Genomic DNA, 15,405 nt, shown 5'->3' with positions numbered 1-15,405 from the left:
CAAAAGCTAAGGGATAATTGTATTTTTTAACCAAGAGTCTCTCTCTTCTTATCTGGATTCCAGATAAAGCTTGCGATAAAGCTAAAGATAATCGTTAGGATACCAACAAACACTGCAAGGATAAGGGCAGGGATGCGGACAAACCACCAGAGTGGGTTTGGTTTTTGATCATTGTGCCATTGCTTGGTTTCTTCGTCCAAACGTTGGAATTCTGCTTGGATACGGTCTGCAACCATTTCAATCCCTTCATCATTCATTTTCTTAATGTCTGAGATATCGATAGGATTTCCAAAGTTCATATCCACACGTTCACGGCTAATCAAGCCTTTCAAGGTCATGGGACCGGTATAGGTAACAGGCATGATGCGAACCTTAGCCATTTTGGCAATCAAGGCAACTCCACCCTTGACATCATTTGAGTGACGGCTCCCACTTGGAAACATGATGAGAGAGCGGTCGCTTTTTTTGAGGACGTTGATAGGGTACTTGATGGCAGAGGCATTAGGTTTTTCTCGGTCGATAGGAAAGGCGCCACACATACGGATCCACCAGCCAAAGATACGGTTGTTAAACAGCTCTTTTTTGGCCATAAAGATGAACTGTTTTGGCTTGGTCGCAAAGGCCATGTAAACAGGATCCCACCAGGTACGGTGAGGAGCGACGAGGATATAGTTTTCGTCTCGGCTAGGGATTTTATCAGTATTGTGATAGTGGGCATTGCCATTGATGGACCACAAGATCAGCATGACTAGTCCACGCAAATAAGTATAAAACATGAGATCTCCTTCGATTGTATTGCTTTTATTATTATACCTTATCAAAAGACTACTGGCAAACTTTTTCAGTTATCAGCCAACAGTTTTAGATGGAATTAGAATTCTTTTAAAAAAAATGATATGATAGAATTTATGGATAAAAATAAGATTATGGGATTAACCCAAAGAGAAGTCAAGGAAAGACAGGCTCAAGGTTTGGTCAATGACTTTACCGCTTCAGCCAGTACCAGTACTTGGCAAATCTTCAAACGAAATGTTTTTACACTTTTTAACGCATTAAACTTTGCTATTGCCCTCGCGCTGGCCTTTGTGCAGGCTTGGAGCAATTTGGTTTTCTTTGCCGTTATTTGCTTTAACGCTTTTTCTGGGATTGTGACCGAGCTGCGAGCCAAACACATGGTAGACAAGCTCAATCTTATGACCAAGGAAAAGGTCAGAACCATTCGTGATGGTCAAGAAGTCGCTCTCGATCCAGAAGAATTGGTCCTAGGAGATGTCATTCGTTTGTCTGCTGGAGAGCAGATTCCTAGTGATGCCCTGGTTCTGGAAGGATTTGCGGAAGTCAATGAAGCTATGTTGACGGGTGAGAGTGATTTGGTGCAAAAGGAAGTGGATGCCTTGCTTTTATCAGGGAGTTTCCTAGCCAGTGGCGCAGTTTTGGCTCAAGTTCACCATGTCGGGGCAGAAAACTATTCTGCCAAACTCATGCTAGAAGCTAAGACAGTGAAACCGATCAATTCCCGTATCATGAAATCGCTAGACAAGCTAGCTGGTTTTACTGGGAAGATTATCATTCCCTTTGGTCTAGCTCTACTGCTAGAAGCCTTTATTTTAAAAGGCTTGCCCCTCAAGTCATCCGTTGTAAATTCATCGACTGCCCTTTTGGGTATGTTGCCCAAGGGAATCGCCCTTTTGACCATCACTTCGCTCTTGACTGCGGTGATTAAGCTGGGCTTGAAAAAGGTCTTGGTGCAGGAGATGTACTCTGTAGAGACCTTGGCACGAGTGGATATGCTCTGTTTGGACAAGACGGGAACCATCACCCAAGGAAAGATGCAGGTGGAGGCAGTTATTCCTTTGACCGAAGAGTATGGTGAGCATGCGATTGCCAGCATTTTGACCAGCTACATAGCTCACAGTGAGGATAAAAATCCAACAGCCCAAGCCATTCGCCAGCGTTTCCAAGGACAGGTTGCCTATCCTGCGATCTCGAATCTTCCTTTCTCAAGCGACCGCAAGTGGGGAGCTATGGAATTAGAAGGGCTAGGAACGGTTTTCTTAGGGGCGCCTGAGATGTTGTTGGACTCTGAAGTCCCAGAAGCCAGAGAGGCTTTAGAGAGAGGTTCACGTGTCTTGGTCTTAGCCCTTAGTCAGGAAAAACTAGATCATCACAAACCACAGAAACCGTCTGACATTCAAGCCCTGGCCTTGCTGGAAATCTTGGACCCGATTCGAGAAGGAGCAGCTGAGACGCTGGATTATCTCCGTTCTCAGGAAGTGGGCCTCAAGATTATCTCTGGCGACAATCCAGTTACGGTTTCCAGCATTGCCCAGAAAGCTGGCTTTGTAGACTATCACAGCTATGTAGATTGTTCAAAAATCACGGATGAGGAATTGATTGCCATGGCTGAAGAGACAGCTATTTTCGGACGTGTTTCCCCTCATCAAAAGAAACTCATCATCCAAACTCTGAAAAAAGCAGGGCATACAACGGCAATGACAGGGGACGGTGTCAATGATATTCTGGCTCTTCGTGAAGCAGACTGTTCGATTGTAATGGCAGAAGGAGATCCGGCGACACGTCAGATTGCCAATCTGGTTCTCTTGAACTCAGACTTTAATGATGTTCCTGAGATTCTCTTTGAAGGTCGTCGTGTGGTTAATAATATTGCCCACATCGCTCCGATTTTCTTGATAAAGACCATTTATTCCTTCTTGCTTGCGGTGATTTGTATTGCTAGTGTTTTAGTAGGGCGGTCTGAGTGGATTTTGATTTTCCCCTTCATTCCAATCCAGATTACCATGATTGACCAGTTCGTGGAAGGTTTCCCGCCATTCGTTCTGACTTTTGAGCGAAATATCAAGCCTGTTGAGCCAAATTTCCTCAGAAGATCCATGCTACGTGCCCTACCAAGTGCCCTTATGGTCGTCTTTAGCGTTCTTTTTGTGAAAATATTTGGAGCGAGTCAAGGTTGGTCTGAGTTAGAAATCTCAACCCTACTTTATTATCTCCTTGGATCTATCGGTTTCTTATCTGTATTTAGAGCTTGCATGCCATTTACCCTCTGGCGTGTTCTCTTGATTGTCTGGTCTGTAGGAGGCTTCATAGCTACAGCTCTCTTCCCAATGATCCAGAAGTTGCTTGAAATTTCAACCTTGACAGGGCAAACGTTGCCTGTTTATGGGGCCATGATGCTGATCTTTACGGTGATTTTCATTCTAACTAGTCGTTACCAAACTAGAAAATAAAGAAAGACTGCAATCTGTGGATTGCGGTCTTTTTAGGTGCAAGATTGCTAGCCGAAATATGGTATAATAAAAGGTAATAGAGTTTTGGAAAGTGAGAGAAGATGATTTCAAAGAGATTAGAAATGGTAGCTTCCTTTGTGCCACAAGGAGCTATTTTACTAGATGTGGGAAGTGACCATGCTTATCTGCCCATCGAGTTAGTTGAGAGAGGCCAAATCAAAAGCGCCATTGCAGGGGAAGTGGTGGAAGGACCCTACCAGTCTGCTCTCAAGAATGTTGAGGCTCACGGTCTAAAGGAGAAAATCCAAGTCCGTTTAGCCAATGGCTTAGCGGCATTTGAAGAGGTTGACCAAGTCTCTATTATCACCATTGCTGGTATGGGTGGCCGTTTGATTGCGACCATATTGCAAGAAGGCTTGGACAAGCTGGCTAATGTAGAGCGTTTAATCCTCCAACCCAATAATCGTGAAGACGACTTGCGCATTTGGTTGCAAGACAATGGTTTTCAGATTGTGGCAGAAAGCATCCTAGAAGAAGCAGGCAAGTTTTATGAAATTCTAGTTGTAGAAGCGGGACAAATGAAGCTATCAGCCAGTGATGTTCGCTTTGGTCCCTTCTTGTCCAAAGAAACCAACCCAGTCTTCGTTCAAAAGTGGCAAAAAGAAGCAGCTAAGTTAGAGTTTGCCCTTGATCAAATTCCAGAAAAAAATATGGAAGAACGTCAAGTTTTAGTAGATAAAATTCAAGCCATCAAGGAGGTACTCCATGCTAGCAAGTGAAGTCATTAAACGCTATGAAACCTTTTGCCCTCAGGAATTTTCCATGGAGGGAGACAGTCGTGGCCTGCAAATCGGTACTCTAGACAAGGATATCCAAAGGGTCATGGTTGCCCTCGATATTCGAGAAGAGACGGTGGCAGAGGCCATTGAAAAGGGTGTGGATTTGATTATCGTTAAGCACGCGCCTATCTTTCGTCCCATCAAGGACTTGGTAGCCAACCGTCCGCAAAATCAGATTTACATCGACCTGATCAAGCATGACATCGCAGTTTATGTCAGCCATACCAATATTGACATTGTTGATAACGGGTTAAATGACTGGTTCTGCCAGATGCTAGGCATTGAGGAGACGACTTATCTGCAGGAAACTGGCTCAGAACGTGGGATTGGACGGATTGGGAATATTCAGCCTCAAACATATGAAGAATTTGCCATTCATGTCAAGCAAGTATTTGACCTAGATAGCCTTCGCATGGTGCATTATCAAAAGAGTGATTTGAAGAAGGAAATTTCAAGAGTTGCCATTTGCGGTGGTAGTGGTCAGTCTTTCTATCCTGATGCTTTGGCAAAGGGGGCGGATGTCTATATTACTGGTGATATCTACTACCATACAGCACAGGATATGCTGTCTGATGGCTTGTTGGCGCTGGACCCAGGCCACTATATCGAAATTCTTTTTGTGGAAAAAATCGCTGACCTCCTTAATCAATGGAAGGCAGAAAAGGATTGGGCCATTGATATCATACCTAGCCAAGCATCGACTAATCCTTTCCACCATATCTAGTTAGAAGGTGAAGAAAATGAAAAAAGTTGCCATTATTGGAGCAGGGATTGTAGGGGTAACTGCTGCCTACTACCTCTCTAAAGAAACTGACTTAGAGATAACTGTTTTTGACCATGGTCAAGGTCAGGCTACCAAGGCAGCAGCGGGAATTATCAGTCCTTGGTTTTCAAAACGCCGTAATAAAGCCTGGTACAAGATGGCGCGCTTGGGAGCTGACTTTTATGTGGATTTGTTGGCTGATTTAGAAAAGTCAGGACAGGAAATCGACTTTTACCAGCGTTCGGGAGTTTTCCTCTTGAAAAAGGACGAATCCAAGCTAGAAGAACTTTATGAACTAGCACTCCAGCGTAGGGAAGAATCTCCCTTGATAGGTCAATTAGCCATTCTAGACCAAGCGTCTGCTAATAACTACTTTCCTGGTCTGCGAGGATTTGACCGCCTGCTCTATGCTTCTGGTGGAGCGAGAGTAGATGGCCACCTCTTAGTGACTCGTTTGCTAGAAGCCAGTCAAGTCAAGCTGGTCAAAGAAAAAATGAGTCTGACACCTTTAGCAGCAGGTTACCAGATTGGCGAAGAGGTGTTTGAACGGGTTGTTTTAGCGACGGGAGCTTGGTTGGGGGACATTTTGGAGCCTTTAGGATATGAGGTAGATGTTCGCCCCCAAAAGGGACAACTACGAGATTATCAACTTACCAAAGATATGAAATCTTACCCTGTTGTCATGCCAGAAGGGGAGTGGGATTTGATCCCTTTTGCAGGTGGGAAATTGTCCTTGGGCGCTACCCACGAAAATGATATGGGATTTGACTTGACGGTAGATGAAACCTTGCTCCAACAAATGGAGGATGCGGCCTTGCCTCACTATCCAGCCTTGGCAGAAGCGAAATCATCGGGTGATCGTGTGGGAATTCGTGCCTACACCAGTGATTTCTCCCCTTTCTTTGGGCAGGTACCAGGATTGGCAGGTGTCTATGCGGCTAGTGGACTAGGTTCATCAGGCCTCACAACTGGTCCGATTATCGGTTACCATCTAGCCCAGCTGGTCCAAGACAAGGAGTTGACCTTGGACCCAGTAAACTATCCAATTGCAAACTATGTCAACCGAGTAAAAAGCGAGTAAGATTTTACTAAAATTTTAGCAGGTGGTTTAGGATGTCAAATGACATTCCCTATCAAAAATGATAAAATAAGAAAAAATAATCCGAGAATCGAGGAAGAAAGATGCAAGAAAAGATTTTGGTAACTGGTGGTGCTGGATTTATCGGAACCCACACTGTTATTGAGTTGATCCAAGCAGGTCATCAAGTCGTTGTGGTGGATAATCTTGTCAATAGCAATCGTAAAAGTTTAGAAGTTGTTGAGAGAATTACAGGAGTCGAGATTCCTTTTTATGAGGCAGATATCCGTGACACAGATACCCTCAGAGATATTTTCAAGCAGGAAGAACCGACTGGTGTCATTCACTTTGCTGGTCTGAAGGCTGTTGGCGAATCAACCCGCATCCCTCTTGTCTACTATGACAACAATATCGCTGGAACTGTCAGTCTTCTAAAAGCTATGGAAGAAAACAACTGTAAGAACATCATCTTCAGTTCTTCTGCGACAGTTTACGGAGATCCTCACACTGTTCCAATCTTGGAAGATTTCCCACTTTCAGTGACCAATCCATACGGTCGTACTAAGCTGATGTTAGAGGAAATTTTGACGGATATCTACAAGGCAGATTCAGAATGGAATGTGGTTTTGCTTCGTTACTTTAATCCAATCGGAGCGCATGAAAGTGGAGACTTGGGAGAAAATCCTAACGGAATTCCAAACAATCTCTTGCCTTATGTTTCACAAGTAGCAGTGGGCAAACTAGAACAAGTACAAGTTTTTGGAGATGATTACGATACAGAAGATGGAACTGGGGTTCGTGACTATATCCATGTCGTAGACCTTGCTAAAGGTCACGTTGCAGCTTTGAAAAAACTCCAAAAAGGTTCAGGTCTAAACATTTATAACCTTGGAACTGGTAAAGGTTACTCCGTTCTTGAAATTATCCAAAATATGGAAAAAGCAGTGGGACGTCCTATTCCTTACCGCATCGTAGAACGCCGCCCAGGTGATATCGCTGCCTGCTACTCAGACCCAGCAAAAGCCAAAGCAGAGCTCGGATGGGAAGCAGAACTCGACATCACCCAAATGTGTGAAGACGCATGGCGTTGGCAAAGCAAGCATCCAAATGGATTTGAAGACTAAGATGATGATTTCAATCATTGTCCCATGTCTAAACGAAGAGGAAGTACTTCCTCTTTTTTATCAGTCTGTGGAAGCTCTGCTTCCTGACTTGGGAGCAGAAGTCGAATATGTCTTTGTAGACGATGGCTCAAACGATGGGACCTTAGAGCTTTTGAAGGCCTATCGGGAGCAAAATCCTGCGGTCCGTTATGTCTCATTCTCACGAAATTTTGGGAAAGAGGCAGCCTTATACGCAGGCTTGCAACATGCAACTGGAGACTTGGTGGTCGTGATGGATGCAGACCTTCAGGATCCTCCTAGTATGCTACTTGAGATGAAAGCCTTATTAGACCAAAATGCAGACATAGACTGTGTTGGGACACGGAGAACTAGTCGGGAGGGAGAACCCTTTTTCCGCAGTCTCTGTGCTGACCTCTTTTACCGCCTCATGCAAAAAATCAGCCCAGTAGCCTTGCCCTCAGGTGTCCGTGATTTTCGCATGATGAGAAGGTCTGTGGTAGATGCTATTTTAACACTGACCGAATCCAATCGTTTTTCTAAGGGACTCTTTGCCTGGGTGGGTTTTAAAACGCACTATCTTGATTATCCAAACGTTGAACGACAGGCTGGCAAGACCAGTTGGAGTTTTAGACAACTCTTTTTCTACTCGATTGAAGGGATTCTTAACTTTTCAGATTTCCCCTTGAGTATAGCCTTTGTAGCGGGACTTCTATCTTGTTTTCTTTCGTTTGTGATGACATTTTTTGTAGTGTTTCGGACTCTTATCTTGGGAAATCCGACATCCGGTTGGACCTCTTTGATGGCTGTCATTCTCTTTCTTGGAGGGATTCAACTCCTGACGATTGGGATTCTCGGTAAGTATATTAGTAAGATTTATCTAGAGACCAAAAAAAGACCACTCTATCTCGTCAAAGAAAAAAGTGACCTTTCTATTATTGAAGGAAAAAATAACCAAAAAAGACTATAATTTTACCTAGAAATATGCTAAACTAGTAAGTGTGGGAAAAATGAGAAAAAATCAATAACATTAATTTCCTGCTTCCTACGATGGATCTTTTAGAAGTGCTCTTGTAGGACAATTTTTGATGGCCTCCAGAACATCGCTGGTCTCAGCGATTTCTCTTTGCAATTCGACTGGATCATCGTAAAATCGAACGATTCCATTATCATGGTAATCAAAGAGTTCAGAATAGGTTTGGCAAAGCCCGCAGGCGATGCACCGTTCGGGTATAAGTGTGACTTTCATATTTATATTGTAATAAGAAAATGTAAAAAAAACAAGGAGTAAGATATGGAAAAAGAACCGTGGCAAGAAGATATTTACGAAAACAATGAGGAAGAAACAAGATCAGAGCGTCGACACCGGAAACAAAAAGGGAAAGGCGTTGTTGCGAATCGTGTCTTAACGGTTCTAGCTAGCCTCTTCTTTGTAATTGTTGTAGCTATGGTAGTTGTATTGATTTACCTATCAACCGGTGGAAGCAATCGTACTTCATCTTTGAAGGACTTCTATGATGCATCGTCTCCTTCTACAAGTGCAAGTTCTAAAGTGGAAGCATCATCATCTTCAAGTAGCAAGGTAGAGGAAACAACTTCTTCTGAATCAACACCTTCACAGAGCAGTTCGGAAGAACATACTACAGAGGGTGAAGGAACACTTACAGTACAGCCTGGAGAGGGAGAAGCAGCTCTTGCTCAACGTGCAGGGATTTCCATTGCCCAGCTAGAAGCCCTAAATCCTTCTCACATGTCATCTGGATCTTGGTTTGCCAACCCAGGTGATGTGATTAAGACAAGATAGGAGTCGGTCATGAAGACAATTCAAATTGCTATCGATGGTCCAGCTTCGAGTGGTAAGAGTACGGTCGCAAAGATTGTCGCTAAAGATTTTGGTTACACTTATCTCGATACGGGTGCTATGTACCGTGCTGCGACTTATATAGCGCTCAAACACCAGTTGAATGCAGGAAATGTAGACCAACTTCTTGAGCTTCTTAACCAACACCCCATTAGTTTTGGACGTTCAGAAACTGGAGAACAGCTTGTTTTTGTAGGGGATGTTGATATTACGCATCCGATTCGTGAAAATGAAGTGACCAACAAGGTTTCAAGCATTGCTGCCATTCCTGAAGTGCGTGAGAAACTGGTTTCGCTCCAGCAAGAGATTGCTCAGCAAGGTGGTATCGTCATGGATGGGCGTGATATCGGGACAGTTGTTTTACCACAAGCTGAACTCAAGATTTTCCTAGTGGCTTCTGTTGAAGAAAGAGCAGAGCGTCGATACAAGGAAAATATTGCTAAAGGGATTGAGACTGACTTGGAAACGTTGAAAGAAGAGATTGCTGCGCGTGACTACAAGGATAGTCATCGTGAAACCTCTCCTCTCAGACAGGCTGAGGATGCAGTTTATCTTGACACAACTGGACTAAGTATCCAAGAAGTGGTCGAAAAAATCGAATCAGAAGCAAAAAAATATATGTCCTAGGGACGAGAGGAGCAAGCTAAATGAAGCCTGCTCCTTTTCTCTCTTTTGCGCGCGTTTCAAAACAGCCTTTTTGGGAGAATTTTGATAAAATAGTAGTATCAATAAAAAGGACGGAAGCATGACAAAGAAAATCATAGCCATTTGGGCCCAAGATGAAAAAGGTGTGATTGGGAAGGAAGATCGTCTCCCTTGGCATTTGCCAGCAGAGTTGCAACATTTTAAGGAAACAACTTTAAATCATGCTATACTGATGGGACGAGTGACCTTTGATGGCATGGGACGTCGTCTGCTTCCAAAACGGCAAACCCTGATTTTAACGCGAAATAGCGAAGAAATCATAGATGGTGCGCTCGTATTTCAAGATGTGGAGTCTGTTTTAGCGTGGTATCAGAGTCAGGAAAAAAATCTCTATATCATTGGCGGAAAGCAGATTTTTCAGGCTTTTGAGCCGTATTTAGATGGAATCATCGTGACACAGATTCATGCTCAGGTGGAGGGAGATACCTATTTTCCTGAGGAGTTTGACTTGTCTCGTTTTGAGACAGTTGCAAGCAAATCTTATACCCGAGATGAGAAAAACGACTATGATTTTACCATCGAATACCGAGATAGAAAGGAAGTCTAATGGAGCGCAGTATATTTGGATTTTTTACAGCTTTTTTGTGTGTGATCTGTATTTTGACTGGAGCACAGGCTTTTCGTAAGAAGCGCTATGGACTGTCTGCCTTACTCTGGTTGAATGCTTTTACCAATCTGGTCAACAGTGTCCACGCTTTTTATATGACCTTATTTTAGATAGAATGATAAATTAGAATGGAAGGAAATCATGCCTACAAATAGGAAAAATGATATGATGGTTTATTGCTCATTTTGTGGCAAAAGCCAAGAAGAAGTAAAGAAAATAATCGCTGGGAACAACGCCTTTATCTGTAATGAATGTGTGGAGTTGGCCCAGGAAATCATTCGGGAGGAGTTGGCCGAGGAAGTTTTGGCAGACTTGTCTGAAGTACCAAAACCAATCGAACTCCTAAATATCTTAAACCACTATGTGATTGGTCAGGATCGTGCCAAACGTGCCTTGGCAGTGGCTGTATACAATCACTATAAACGCATTAATTTCCATGATACGCGTGAAGAGTCAGAAGATGTGGATTTGCAGAAGTCAAACATCTTGATGATTGGCCCAACTGGTTCTGGGAAAACTTTCTTGGCTCAGACTTTGGCTAAGAGCTTGAATGTGCCTTTTGCTATTGCAGATGCGACAGCTCTGACTGAGGCTGGTTATGTGGGTGAGGACGTAGAAAATATCCTCCTCAAACTCTTGCAGGCTGCTGACTTTAACATCGAACGTGCAGAACGTGGGATTATCTACGTAGATGAAATTGACAAAATTGCCAAGAAGAGCGAGAATGTGTCGATCACACGTGATGTTTCGGGTGAAGGTGTACAACAAGCCCTTCTCAAGATTATCGAGGGAACTGTCGCTAGCGTGCCGCCTCAAGGAGGACGCAAACATCCACAACAAGAGATGATTCAGGTGGATACTAAAAATATCCTCTTTATCGTGGGTGGTGCTTTTGATGGCATCGAAGAAATCGTTAAACAACGTCTGGGTGAAAAAGTTATTGGCTTTGGCCAAAATAACAAGGCGATTGACGAAAACAGCTCTTACATGCAAGAAATCATCGCTGAAGACATTCAAAAATTCGGTATTATCCCTGAGTTGATTGGACGCTTGCCTGTCTTTGCTGCTCTTGAGCAATTGACGGTCGATGACTTGGTTCGCATCTTGAAAGAGCCAAGAAATGCCTTGGTGAAACAATACCAAACCTTGCTTTCTTATGATGATGTTGAGTTGGAATTTGACGATGAAGCTCTTCAGGAAATAGCCAATAAGGCTATTGAACGCAAAACTGGTGCGCGTGGTCTTCGCTCAATCATCGAAGAAACCATGCTAGATGTTATGTTTGAAGTGCCAAGTCAAGAAAATGTGAAATTGGTCCGCATCACAAAAGAAGCTGTCGATGGAACGGAAAAACCCATCCTAGAAACAGCCTAGAGGTGACTATGGAACTTAATACACACAATGCTGAAATCCTGCTCAGTGCGGCAAACAAGTCCCACTATCCGCAGGATGACCTGCCAGAGATTGCCCTTGCAGGGCGTTCAAATGTCGGCAAGTCTAGCTTTATCAACACCATGTTGAACCGCAAAAATCTTGCTCGTACATCAGGAAAACCTGGGAAGACCCAGTTACTCAACTTCTTCAACATTGATGACAAGATGCGCTTTGTGGATGTGCCTGGTTATGGCTATGCCCGCGTTTCCAAAAAGGAGCGTGAAAAGTGGGGGCGCATGATTGAGGAATACTTAACGACTCGTGAAAATCTCCGTGCCGTGGTTAGTCTAGTGGATCTCCGCCACGACCCGTCAGCAGATGATGTGCAGATGTACGAATTTCTCAAATATTATGAGATTCCGGTTATCATCGTTGCGACCAAGGCGGACAAGATTCCCCGTGGTAAGTGGAATAAGCACGAATCAGCAATCAAAAAGAAATTAAACTTTGATCCAAGTGACGATTTCATCCTCTTTTCATCTGTCAGCAAGGCAGGGATGGATCAGGCTTGGGATGCAATATTAGAAAAATTGTGAGGGAAAGAAATGGCAAAAACAATTCATACAGACAAAGCTCCAAAAGCAATCGGACCTTATGTTCAAGGGAAAATCGTTGGCAATCTTTTGTTTGCTAGTGGTCAAGTTCCTCTATCTCCTGAAACTGGAGAAATTGTAGGAGAAACGATCCAAGAACAGACCGAACAAGTTTTGAAAAATATCGGTGCTATTTTGGCTGAAGCAGGAACAGACTTTGACCATGTTGTTAAAACAACTTGCTTCTTGAGCGATATGAATGACTTTGTTCCTTTTAACGAGGTTTACCAGACTGCCTTTAAAGAGGAGTTCCCAGCTCGTTCAGCTGTAGAGGTTGCACGTCTTCCTCGTGATGTAAAAGTCGAAATTGAAGTGATCGCAGAGATTGGATAAGCTAGTTGAAGTTTGGCTCTGCCAAACTTTTTTTGATATAAGGAGAGATAGATGATAAAGAAACAACTTCACCTGGTGATTGTGACAGGGATGAGTGGCGCAGGGAAAACGGTAGCCATTCAGTCCTTCGAGGATTTAGGATATTTCACTATTGACAATATGCCACCAGCCCTCTTGCCAAAGTTTTTGCAGTTGGTAGAGACCAAGGATGATGACCATAAGTTAGCCCTAGTAGTCGATATGCGGAGCCGTTCCTTCTTTTCAGAGATTCAGGCTGTTTTGGATGAATTGGAAAACCAAGACGATTTGGATTTTAAAATTCTCTTTTTGGATGCAAAAGATAAGGAATTGGTGGCACGCTATAAGGAAACTAGAAGAAGTCACCCTCTAGCTGCTGATGGTCGGATTTTAGATGGCATCAAGCTGGAACGTGAACTCTTAGCACCTTTGAAAAATATGAGTCAAAATGTGGTGGATACGACAGAACTCACTCCTCGTGAACTTCGTAAAACCATTGCAGAGCAATTTTCAGACCAAGAACAAGCCCAGTCTTTTCGTATCGAGGTCATGTCTTTTGGATTCAAGTATGGTATCCCGATCGATGCAGACTTGGTTTTTGATGTCCGTTTCTTACCAAATCCATACTACCTCCCTGAACTTCGTAATCAGACAGGTGAGGATCAAGCAGTTTATGACTATGTGATGCATCATGAAGAGTCTGAAAGTTTCTATCAGCACTTGCTCGCCTTGATTGAGCCCATTTTGCCAAGTTACAAAAAAGAAGGCAAGTCTGTTTTAACCATTGCAGTAGGATGTACAGGTGGACAACACCGTAGTGTGGCCTTTGCCAAGCGCATAGCTGAGGACCTTGCTAAAAACTGGCCTGTCAATGAAAGCCATCGTGACAAAGACAGAAGAAAGGAAACGGTAAACCGTTCATGAGAAAACCAAAGATAACGGTAATTGGTGGAGGAACAGGTATCCCCGTCATTTTGAAAAGCTTGCGAGAAAAGGATGTGGATATCGCAGCCATCGTAACGGTAGCTGATGATGGTGGCTCTTCTGGTGAACTAAGAAAGAATATCCAACAGCTGACACCACCAGGAGATCTTCGCAATGTCCTGGTAGCCATGTCGGATATGCCTAAATTTTATGAGAAGGTTTTTCAGTACCGCTTTTCAGAAGACGCTGGTGCTTTTGCAGGTCATCCTCTAGGAAATATCATTATAGCAGGACTTTCTGAAATGCAAGGGTCCACTTACAATGCCATGCAGCTGCTAAGTCTCTTTTTCCACACAACAGGAAAAATCTACCCCTCAAGCGATCAGCCTTTGACACTGCATGCAGTCTTTAAAGACGGTTCTGAGGTGGCAGGTGAGAGCCACATTGCAGATCATCCAGGCATGATCGACCATGTCTATGTGACCAATACCTTGGATGATGAAACACCGCAAGCCAGCCGTCGAGTAGTCAATACCATTCTCGAGAGTGACATGATTGTCTTGGGGCCTGGTTCCCTCTTTACATCGATTTTGCCCAATATCGTCATTGAGGAGATTGGGCAGGCTCTCTTGGATACTAAGGCAGAGATCGCCTATGTCTGCAATATCATGACCCAGCGTGGGGAAACAGAGCACTTTTCAGACAGTGACCACGTGGAAGTCCTCCATCGACACTTAGGTCGGCCTTTTATTGATACGGTCTTGGTTAATATCGAGAAGGTTCCTAGAGAATACATGGATACCAACCGTTTTGATGAATATTTGGTTCAGGTAGAGCATGACTTTGCTGGTCTTTGCAAGCAGGTTCCTCGTGTGATTTCATCCAACTTCCTTCGTTTGGAAAATGGAGGAGCCTTCCATGATGGCGATTTGATTGTAGACGAATTGATGCGGATTATACAGGTGAGAAAATGAGTTTTACAGTTGCAGTAAAAGAGGAAATTCTTGGTCAACACCATCTCAGTCGTCATGAATTGTCTGCCATCATCAAGATGTCTGGCAGTATCGGTCTCTCGACTTCAGGATTGACCTTGTCCGTCGTGACCGAAAATGCCAAGTTGGCTCGGCACCTTTATGAGTCCTTTCTCCATTTTTATGATATCAAGTCAGAGATTCGTCACCATCAGAGAAGCAATCTTCGCAAGAATCGTGTCTATACGGTCTATACAGATGAGAGGGTGCAGGAGCTTTTAGCTGATTTGCGGCTTGCGGATTCCTTCTTTGGTTTGGAGACGGGCATTGATCCCGATATCTTAGCAGATGAGGAGGCTGGTCGTGCTTACTTATGTGGGGCCTTTCTGGCAAATGGTAGCATCCGAGATCCGGAGTCTGGCAAGTACCAGTTGGAGATCAGTTCCGTTTATCTAGACCACGCCCAAGGACTAGCCTCTCTCCTCCAGCAATTTTTACTGGATGCCAAGGTTATTGAGCGAAAGAAAGGTGCAGTTACCTATCTCCAGCGTGCAGAGGACATCATGGATTTCTTGATCGTAATTGGGGCTATGCAGGCGCGTGATAATTTTGAGCGCGTCAAGATTTTGCGTGAAACCCGTAATGATCTCAATCGGGCTAATAATGCCGAGACAGCTAATATTGCTCGAACGGTTTCTGCTAGTATGAAGACCATCAATAATATCAGTAAAATCAAAGATAGAATGGGTTTGGAAAATTTACCCGTGGATTTGCAAGAGGTAGCGCAGTTGCGGATTCAGCACCCGGACTACTCTATCCAGCAGTTGGCAGATAGCTTGAGCAATCCCCTGACCAAAAGTGGTGTCAACCACAGACTCAGAAAAATAAACAAGATCGCAGATGAACTATAAAA

At 43.7% G+C, this 15,405-nt stretch carries 18 protein-coding genes; 16 read left to right on the top strand and 2 right to left on the bottom strand.

What is annotated here, in order from left to right:
- Positions 1 to 26: 26 nt before the first annotated feature.
- Positions 27 to 776, bottom strand: a complete 750-nt coding sequence (locus HMPREF8578_RS11315; protein WP_000500178.1) for a lysophospholipid acyltransferase family protein — start codon at positions 774 to 776, stop codon at positions 27 to 29.
- A 132-nt stretch (positions 777 to 908) separates the two neighbouring features.
- Between HMPREF8578_RS11315 and HMPREF8578_RS11310 the strand changes: the two genes are divergently transcribed.
- From HMPREF8578_RS11310 to HMPREF8578_RS11285, 6 genes are all read left to right on the top strand, one after another.
- On the top strand, positions 909 to 3,245 hold the full coding sequence (locus HMPREF8578_RS11310) for a cation-translocating P-type ATPase (RefSeq protein ID WP_025168847.1): 2,337 nt from the start codon (positions 909 to 911) through the stop codon (positions 3,243 to 3,245).
- 101 nt (positions 3,246 to 3,346) lie between these two features.
- Positions 3,347 to 4,024, top strand: a complete 678-nt coding sequence (locus tag HMPREF8578_RS11305; protein ID WP_002893405.1) for a tRNA (adenine(22)-N(1))-methyltransferase — start codon at positions 3,347 to 3,349, stop codon at positions 4,022 to 4,024.
- Positions 4,011 to 4,808, top strand: a complete 798-nt coding sequence (locus HMPREF8578_RS11300; protein WP_000881140.1) for a Nif3-like dinuclear metal center hexameric protein — start codon at positions 4,011 to 4,013, stop codon at positions 4,806 to 4,808. Before HMPREF8578_RS11305 ends, HMPREF8578_RS11300 begins: the two co-directional genes overlap by 14 nt.
- Positions 4,809 to 4,824: 16 nt before the next feature.
- Complete coding sequence (locus HMPREF8578_RS11295; RefSeq protein WP_000754686.1) at positions 4,825 to 5,928, top strand: NAD(P)/FAD-dependent oxidoreductase; 1,104 nt, start codon at positions 4,825 to 4,827, stop codon at positions 5,926 to 5,928.
- 101 nt (positions 5,929 to 6,029) lie between these two features.
- Positions 6,030 to 7,049, top strand: a complete 1,020-nt coding sequence (galE, locus tag HMPREF8578_RS11290; protein ID WP_001156546.1) for a UDP-glucose 4-epimerase GalE — start codon at positions 6,030 to 6,032, stop codon at positions 7,047 to 7,049.
- Position 7,050: 1 nt separating this feature from the next.
- Positions 7,051 to 8,016, top strand: coding sequence for a glycosyltransferase family 2 protein (locus HMPREF8578_RS11285; protein ID WP_025168846.1), 966 nt, complete (start codon positions 7,051 to 7,053; stop codon positions 8,014 to 8,016).
- Between the two features lie 75 nt (positions 8,017 to 8,091).
- On the opposite strand, the gene HMPREF8578_RS12500 is transcribed toward HMPREF8578_RS11285, so the two are convergent.
- Complete coding sequence (locus HMPREF8578_RS12500) at positions 8,092 to 8,295, bottom strand: ferredoxin (RefSeq protein ID WP_002874767.1); 204 nt, start codon at positions 8,293 to 8,295, stop codon at positions 8,092 to 8,094.
- 45 nt (positions 8,296 to 8,340) lie between these two features.
- Between HMPREF8578_RS12500 and HMPREF8578_RS11280 the strand changes: the two genes are divergently transcribed.
- The 10 genes from HMPREF8578_RS11280 to whiA all read left to right on the top strand — a co-directional run bounded on the left by HMPREF8578_RS11280 (position 8,341) and on the right by whiA (position 15,403).
- The gene (locus tag HMPREF8578_RS11280; RefSeq protein WP_000410188.1) at positions 8,341 to 8,850 is read left to right on the top strand and encodes an SAG1386/EF1546 family surface-associated protein; all 510 of its coding nucleotides are present in this window, start codon (positions 8,341 to 8,343) and stop codon (positions 8,848 to 8,850) included.
- A 9-nt stretch (positions 8,851 to 8,859) separates the two neighbouring features.
- Positions 8,860 to 9,534 carry a (d)CMP kinase gene (gene cmk / locus HMPREF8578_RS11275; protein ID WP_000849415.1) on the top strand — a complete coding sequence of 225 codons (675 nt, stop codon included), beginning with the start codon at positions 8,860 to 8,862 and terminating at the stop codon, positions 9,532 to 9,534.
- 118 nt (positions 9,535 to 9,652) lie between these two features.
- A complete protein-coding gene (locus tag HMPREF8578_RS11270) occupies positions 9,653 to 10,159 on the top strand; it encodes a dihydrofolate reductase (protein ID WP_000162305.1) in 507 nt (168 codons plus the stop codon).
- The gene (locus HMPREF8578_RS11265; RefSeq protein WP_000442252.1) at positions 10,159 to 10,329 is read left to right on the top strand and encodes a hypothetical protein; all 171 of its coding nucleotides are present in this window, start codon (positions 10,159 to 10,161) and stop codon (positions 10,327 to 10,329) included. The genes HMPREF8578_RS11270 and HMPREF8578_RS11265 overlap by 1 nt, the downstream gene beginning before the upstream one ends.
- A 31-nt stretch (positions 10,330 to 10,360) precedes the next feature.
- Positions 10,361 to 11,593, top strand: coding sequence for an ATP-dependent Clp protease ATP-binding subunit ClpX (gene clpX / locus HMPREF8578_RS11260; RefSeq protein ID WP_002874765.1), 1,233 nt, complete (start codon positions 10,361 to 10,363; stop codon positions 11,591 to 11,593).
- A gap of 8 nt (positions 11,594 to 11,601) precedes the next feature.
- A complete protein-coding gene (yihA, locus tag HMPREF8578_RS11255) occupies positions 11,602 to 12,189 on the top strand; it encodes a ribosome biogenesis GTP-binding protein YihA/YsxC (protein WP_000422595.1) in 588 nt (195 codons plus the stop codon).
- A 9-nt stretch (positions 12,190 to 12,198) separates the two neighbouring features.
- Positions 12,199 to 12,579, top strand: a complete 381-nt coding sequence (locus HMPREF8578_RS11250; RefSeq protein ID WP_001140420.1) for a RidA family protein — start codon at positions 12,199 to 12,201, stop codon at positions 12,577 to 12,579.
- Between the two features lie 51 nt (positions 12,580 to 12,630).
- Positions 12,631 to 13,521: an RNase adapter RapZ gene (rapZ, locus tag HMPREF8578_RS11245; RefSeq protein ID WP_000592578.1), complete on the top strand. Its 891-nt coding sequence runs from the start codon at positions 12,631 to 12,633 to the stop codon at positions 13,519 to 13,521.
- Positions 13,518 to 14,495 carry a YvcK family protein gene (locus tag HMPREF8578_RS11240; protein ID WP_001231052.1) on the top strand — a complete coding sequence of 326 codons (978 nt, stop codon included), beginning with the start codon at positions 13,518 to 13,520 and terminating at the stop codon, positions 14,493 to 14,495. Before rapZ ends, HMPREF8578_RS11240 begins: the two co-directional genes overlap by 4 nt.
- On the top strand, positions 14,492 to 15,403 hold the full coding sequence (gene whiA / locus HMPREF8578_RS11235) for a DNA-binding protein WhiA (RefSeq protein WP_000011266.1): 912 nt from the start codon (positions 14,492 to 14,494) through the stop codon (positions 15,401 to 15,403). The genes HMPREF8578_RS11240 and whiA overlap by 4 nt, the downstream gene beginning before the upstream one ends.
- Positions 15,404 to 15,405 lie beyond the last annotated feature (2 nt).

The organism is Streptococcus oralis ATCC 49296 (assembly GCF_000185265.1).
Classification (GTDB): Bacteria; Bacillota; Bacilli; order Lactobacillales; family Streptococcaceae; genus Streptococcus; species Streptococcus oralis_BC.
The sequence above is the reverse complement of the archived record's forward strand: the minus strand, read 5'-3'. Positions and strand labels throughout refer to the sequence as shown.

Excerpts from the sequence above, each read along its gene's own strand:
- HMPREF8578_RS11315 (WP_000500178.1), bottom strand. The coding sequence starts at position 776 with ATGTTTTATACTTATTTGCGTGGACTAGTCATGCTGATCTTGTGGTCC.
- HMPREF8578_RS11310 (WP_025168847.1), top strand. The coding sequence starts at position 909 with ATGGATAAAAATAAGATTATGGGATTAACCCAAAGAGAAGTCAAGGAA.
- HMPREF8578_RS11305 (WP_002893405.1), top strand. The coding sequence starts at position 3,347 with ATGATTTCAAAGAGATTAGAAATGGTAGCTTCCTTTGTGCCACAAGGA.
- HMPREF8578_RS11300 (WP_000881140.1), top strand. The coding sequence starts at position 4,011 with ATGCTAGCAAGTGAAGTCATTAAACGCTATGAAACCTTTTGCCCTCAG.
- HMPREF8578_RS11295 (WP_000754686.1), top strand. The coding sequence starts at position 4,825 with ATGAAAAAAGTTGCCATTATTGGAGCAGGGATTGTAGGGGTAACTGCT.
- galE (WP_001156546.1), top strand. The coding sequence starts at position 6,030 with ATGCAAGAAAAGATTTTGGTAACTGGTGGTGCTGGATTTATCGGAACC.
- HMPREF8578_RS11285 (WP_025168846.1), top strand. The coding sequence starts at position 7,051 with ATGATGATTTCAATCATTGTCCCATGTCTAAACGAAGAGGAAGTACTT.
- HMPREF8578_RS12500 (WP_002874767.1), bottom strand. The coding sequence starts at position 8,295 with ATGAAAGTCACACTTATACCCGAACGGTGCATCGCCTGCGGGCTTTGC.
- HMPREF8578_RS11280 (WP_000410188.1), top strand. The coding sequence starts at position 8,341 with ATGGAAAAAGAACCGTGGCAAGAAGATATTTACGAAAACAATGAGGAA.
- cmk (WP_000849415.1), top strand. The coding sequence starts at position 8,860 with ATGAAGACAATTCAAATTGCTATCGATGGTCCAGCTTCGAGTGGTAAG.
- HMPREF8578_RS11270 (WP_000162305.1), top strand. The coding sequence starts at position 9,653 with ATGACAAAGAAAATCATAGCCATTTGGGCCCAAGATGAAAAAGGTGTG.
- HMPREF8578_RS11265 (WP_000442252.1), top strand. The coding sequence starts at position 10,159 with ATGGAGCGCAGTATATTTGGATTTTTTACAGCTTTTTTGTGTGTGATC.
- clpX (WP_002874765.1), top strand. The coding sequence starts at position 10,361 with ATGCCTACAAATAGGAAAAATGATATGATGGTTTATTGCTCATTTTGT.
- yihA (WP_000422595.1), top strand. The coding sequence starts at position 11,602 with ATGGAACTTAATACACACAATGCTGAAATCCTGCTCAGTGCGGCAAAC.
- HMPREF8578_RS11250 (WP_001140420.1), top strand. The coding sequence starts at position 12,199 with ATGGCAAAAACAATTCATACAGACAAAGCTCCAAAAGCAATCGGACCT.
- rapZ (WP_000592578.1), top strand. The coding sequence starts at position 12,631 with ATGATAAAGAAACAACTTCACCTGGTGATTGTGACAGGGATGAGTGGC.
- HMPREF8578_RS11240 (WP_001231052.1), top strand. The coding sequence starts at position 13,518 with ATGAGAAAACCAAAGATAACGGTAATTGGTGGAGGAACAGGTATCCCC.
- whiA (WP_000011266.1), top strand. The coding sequence starts at position 14,492 with ATGAGTTTTACAGTTGCAGTAAAAGAGGAAATTCTTGGTCAACACCAT.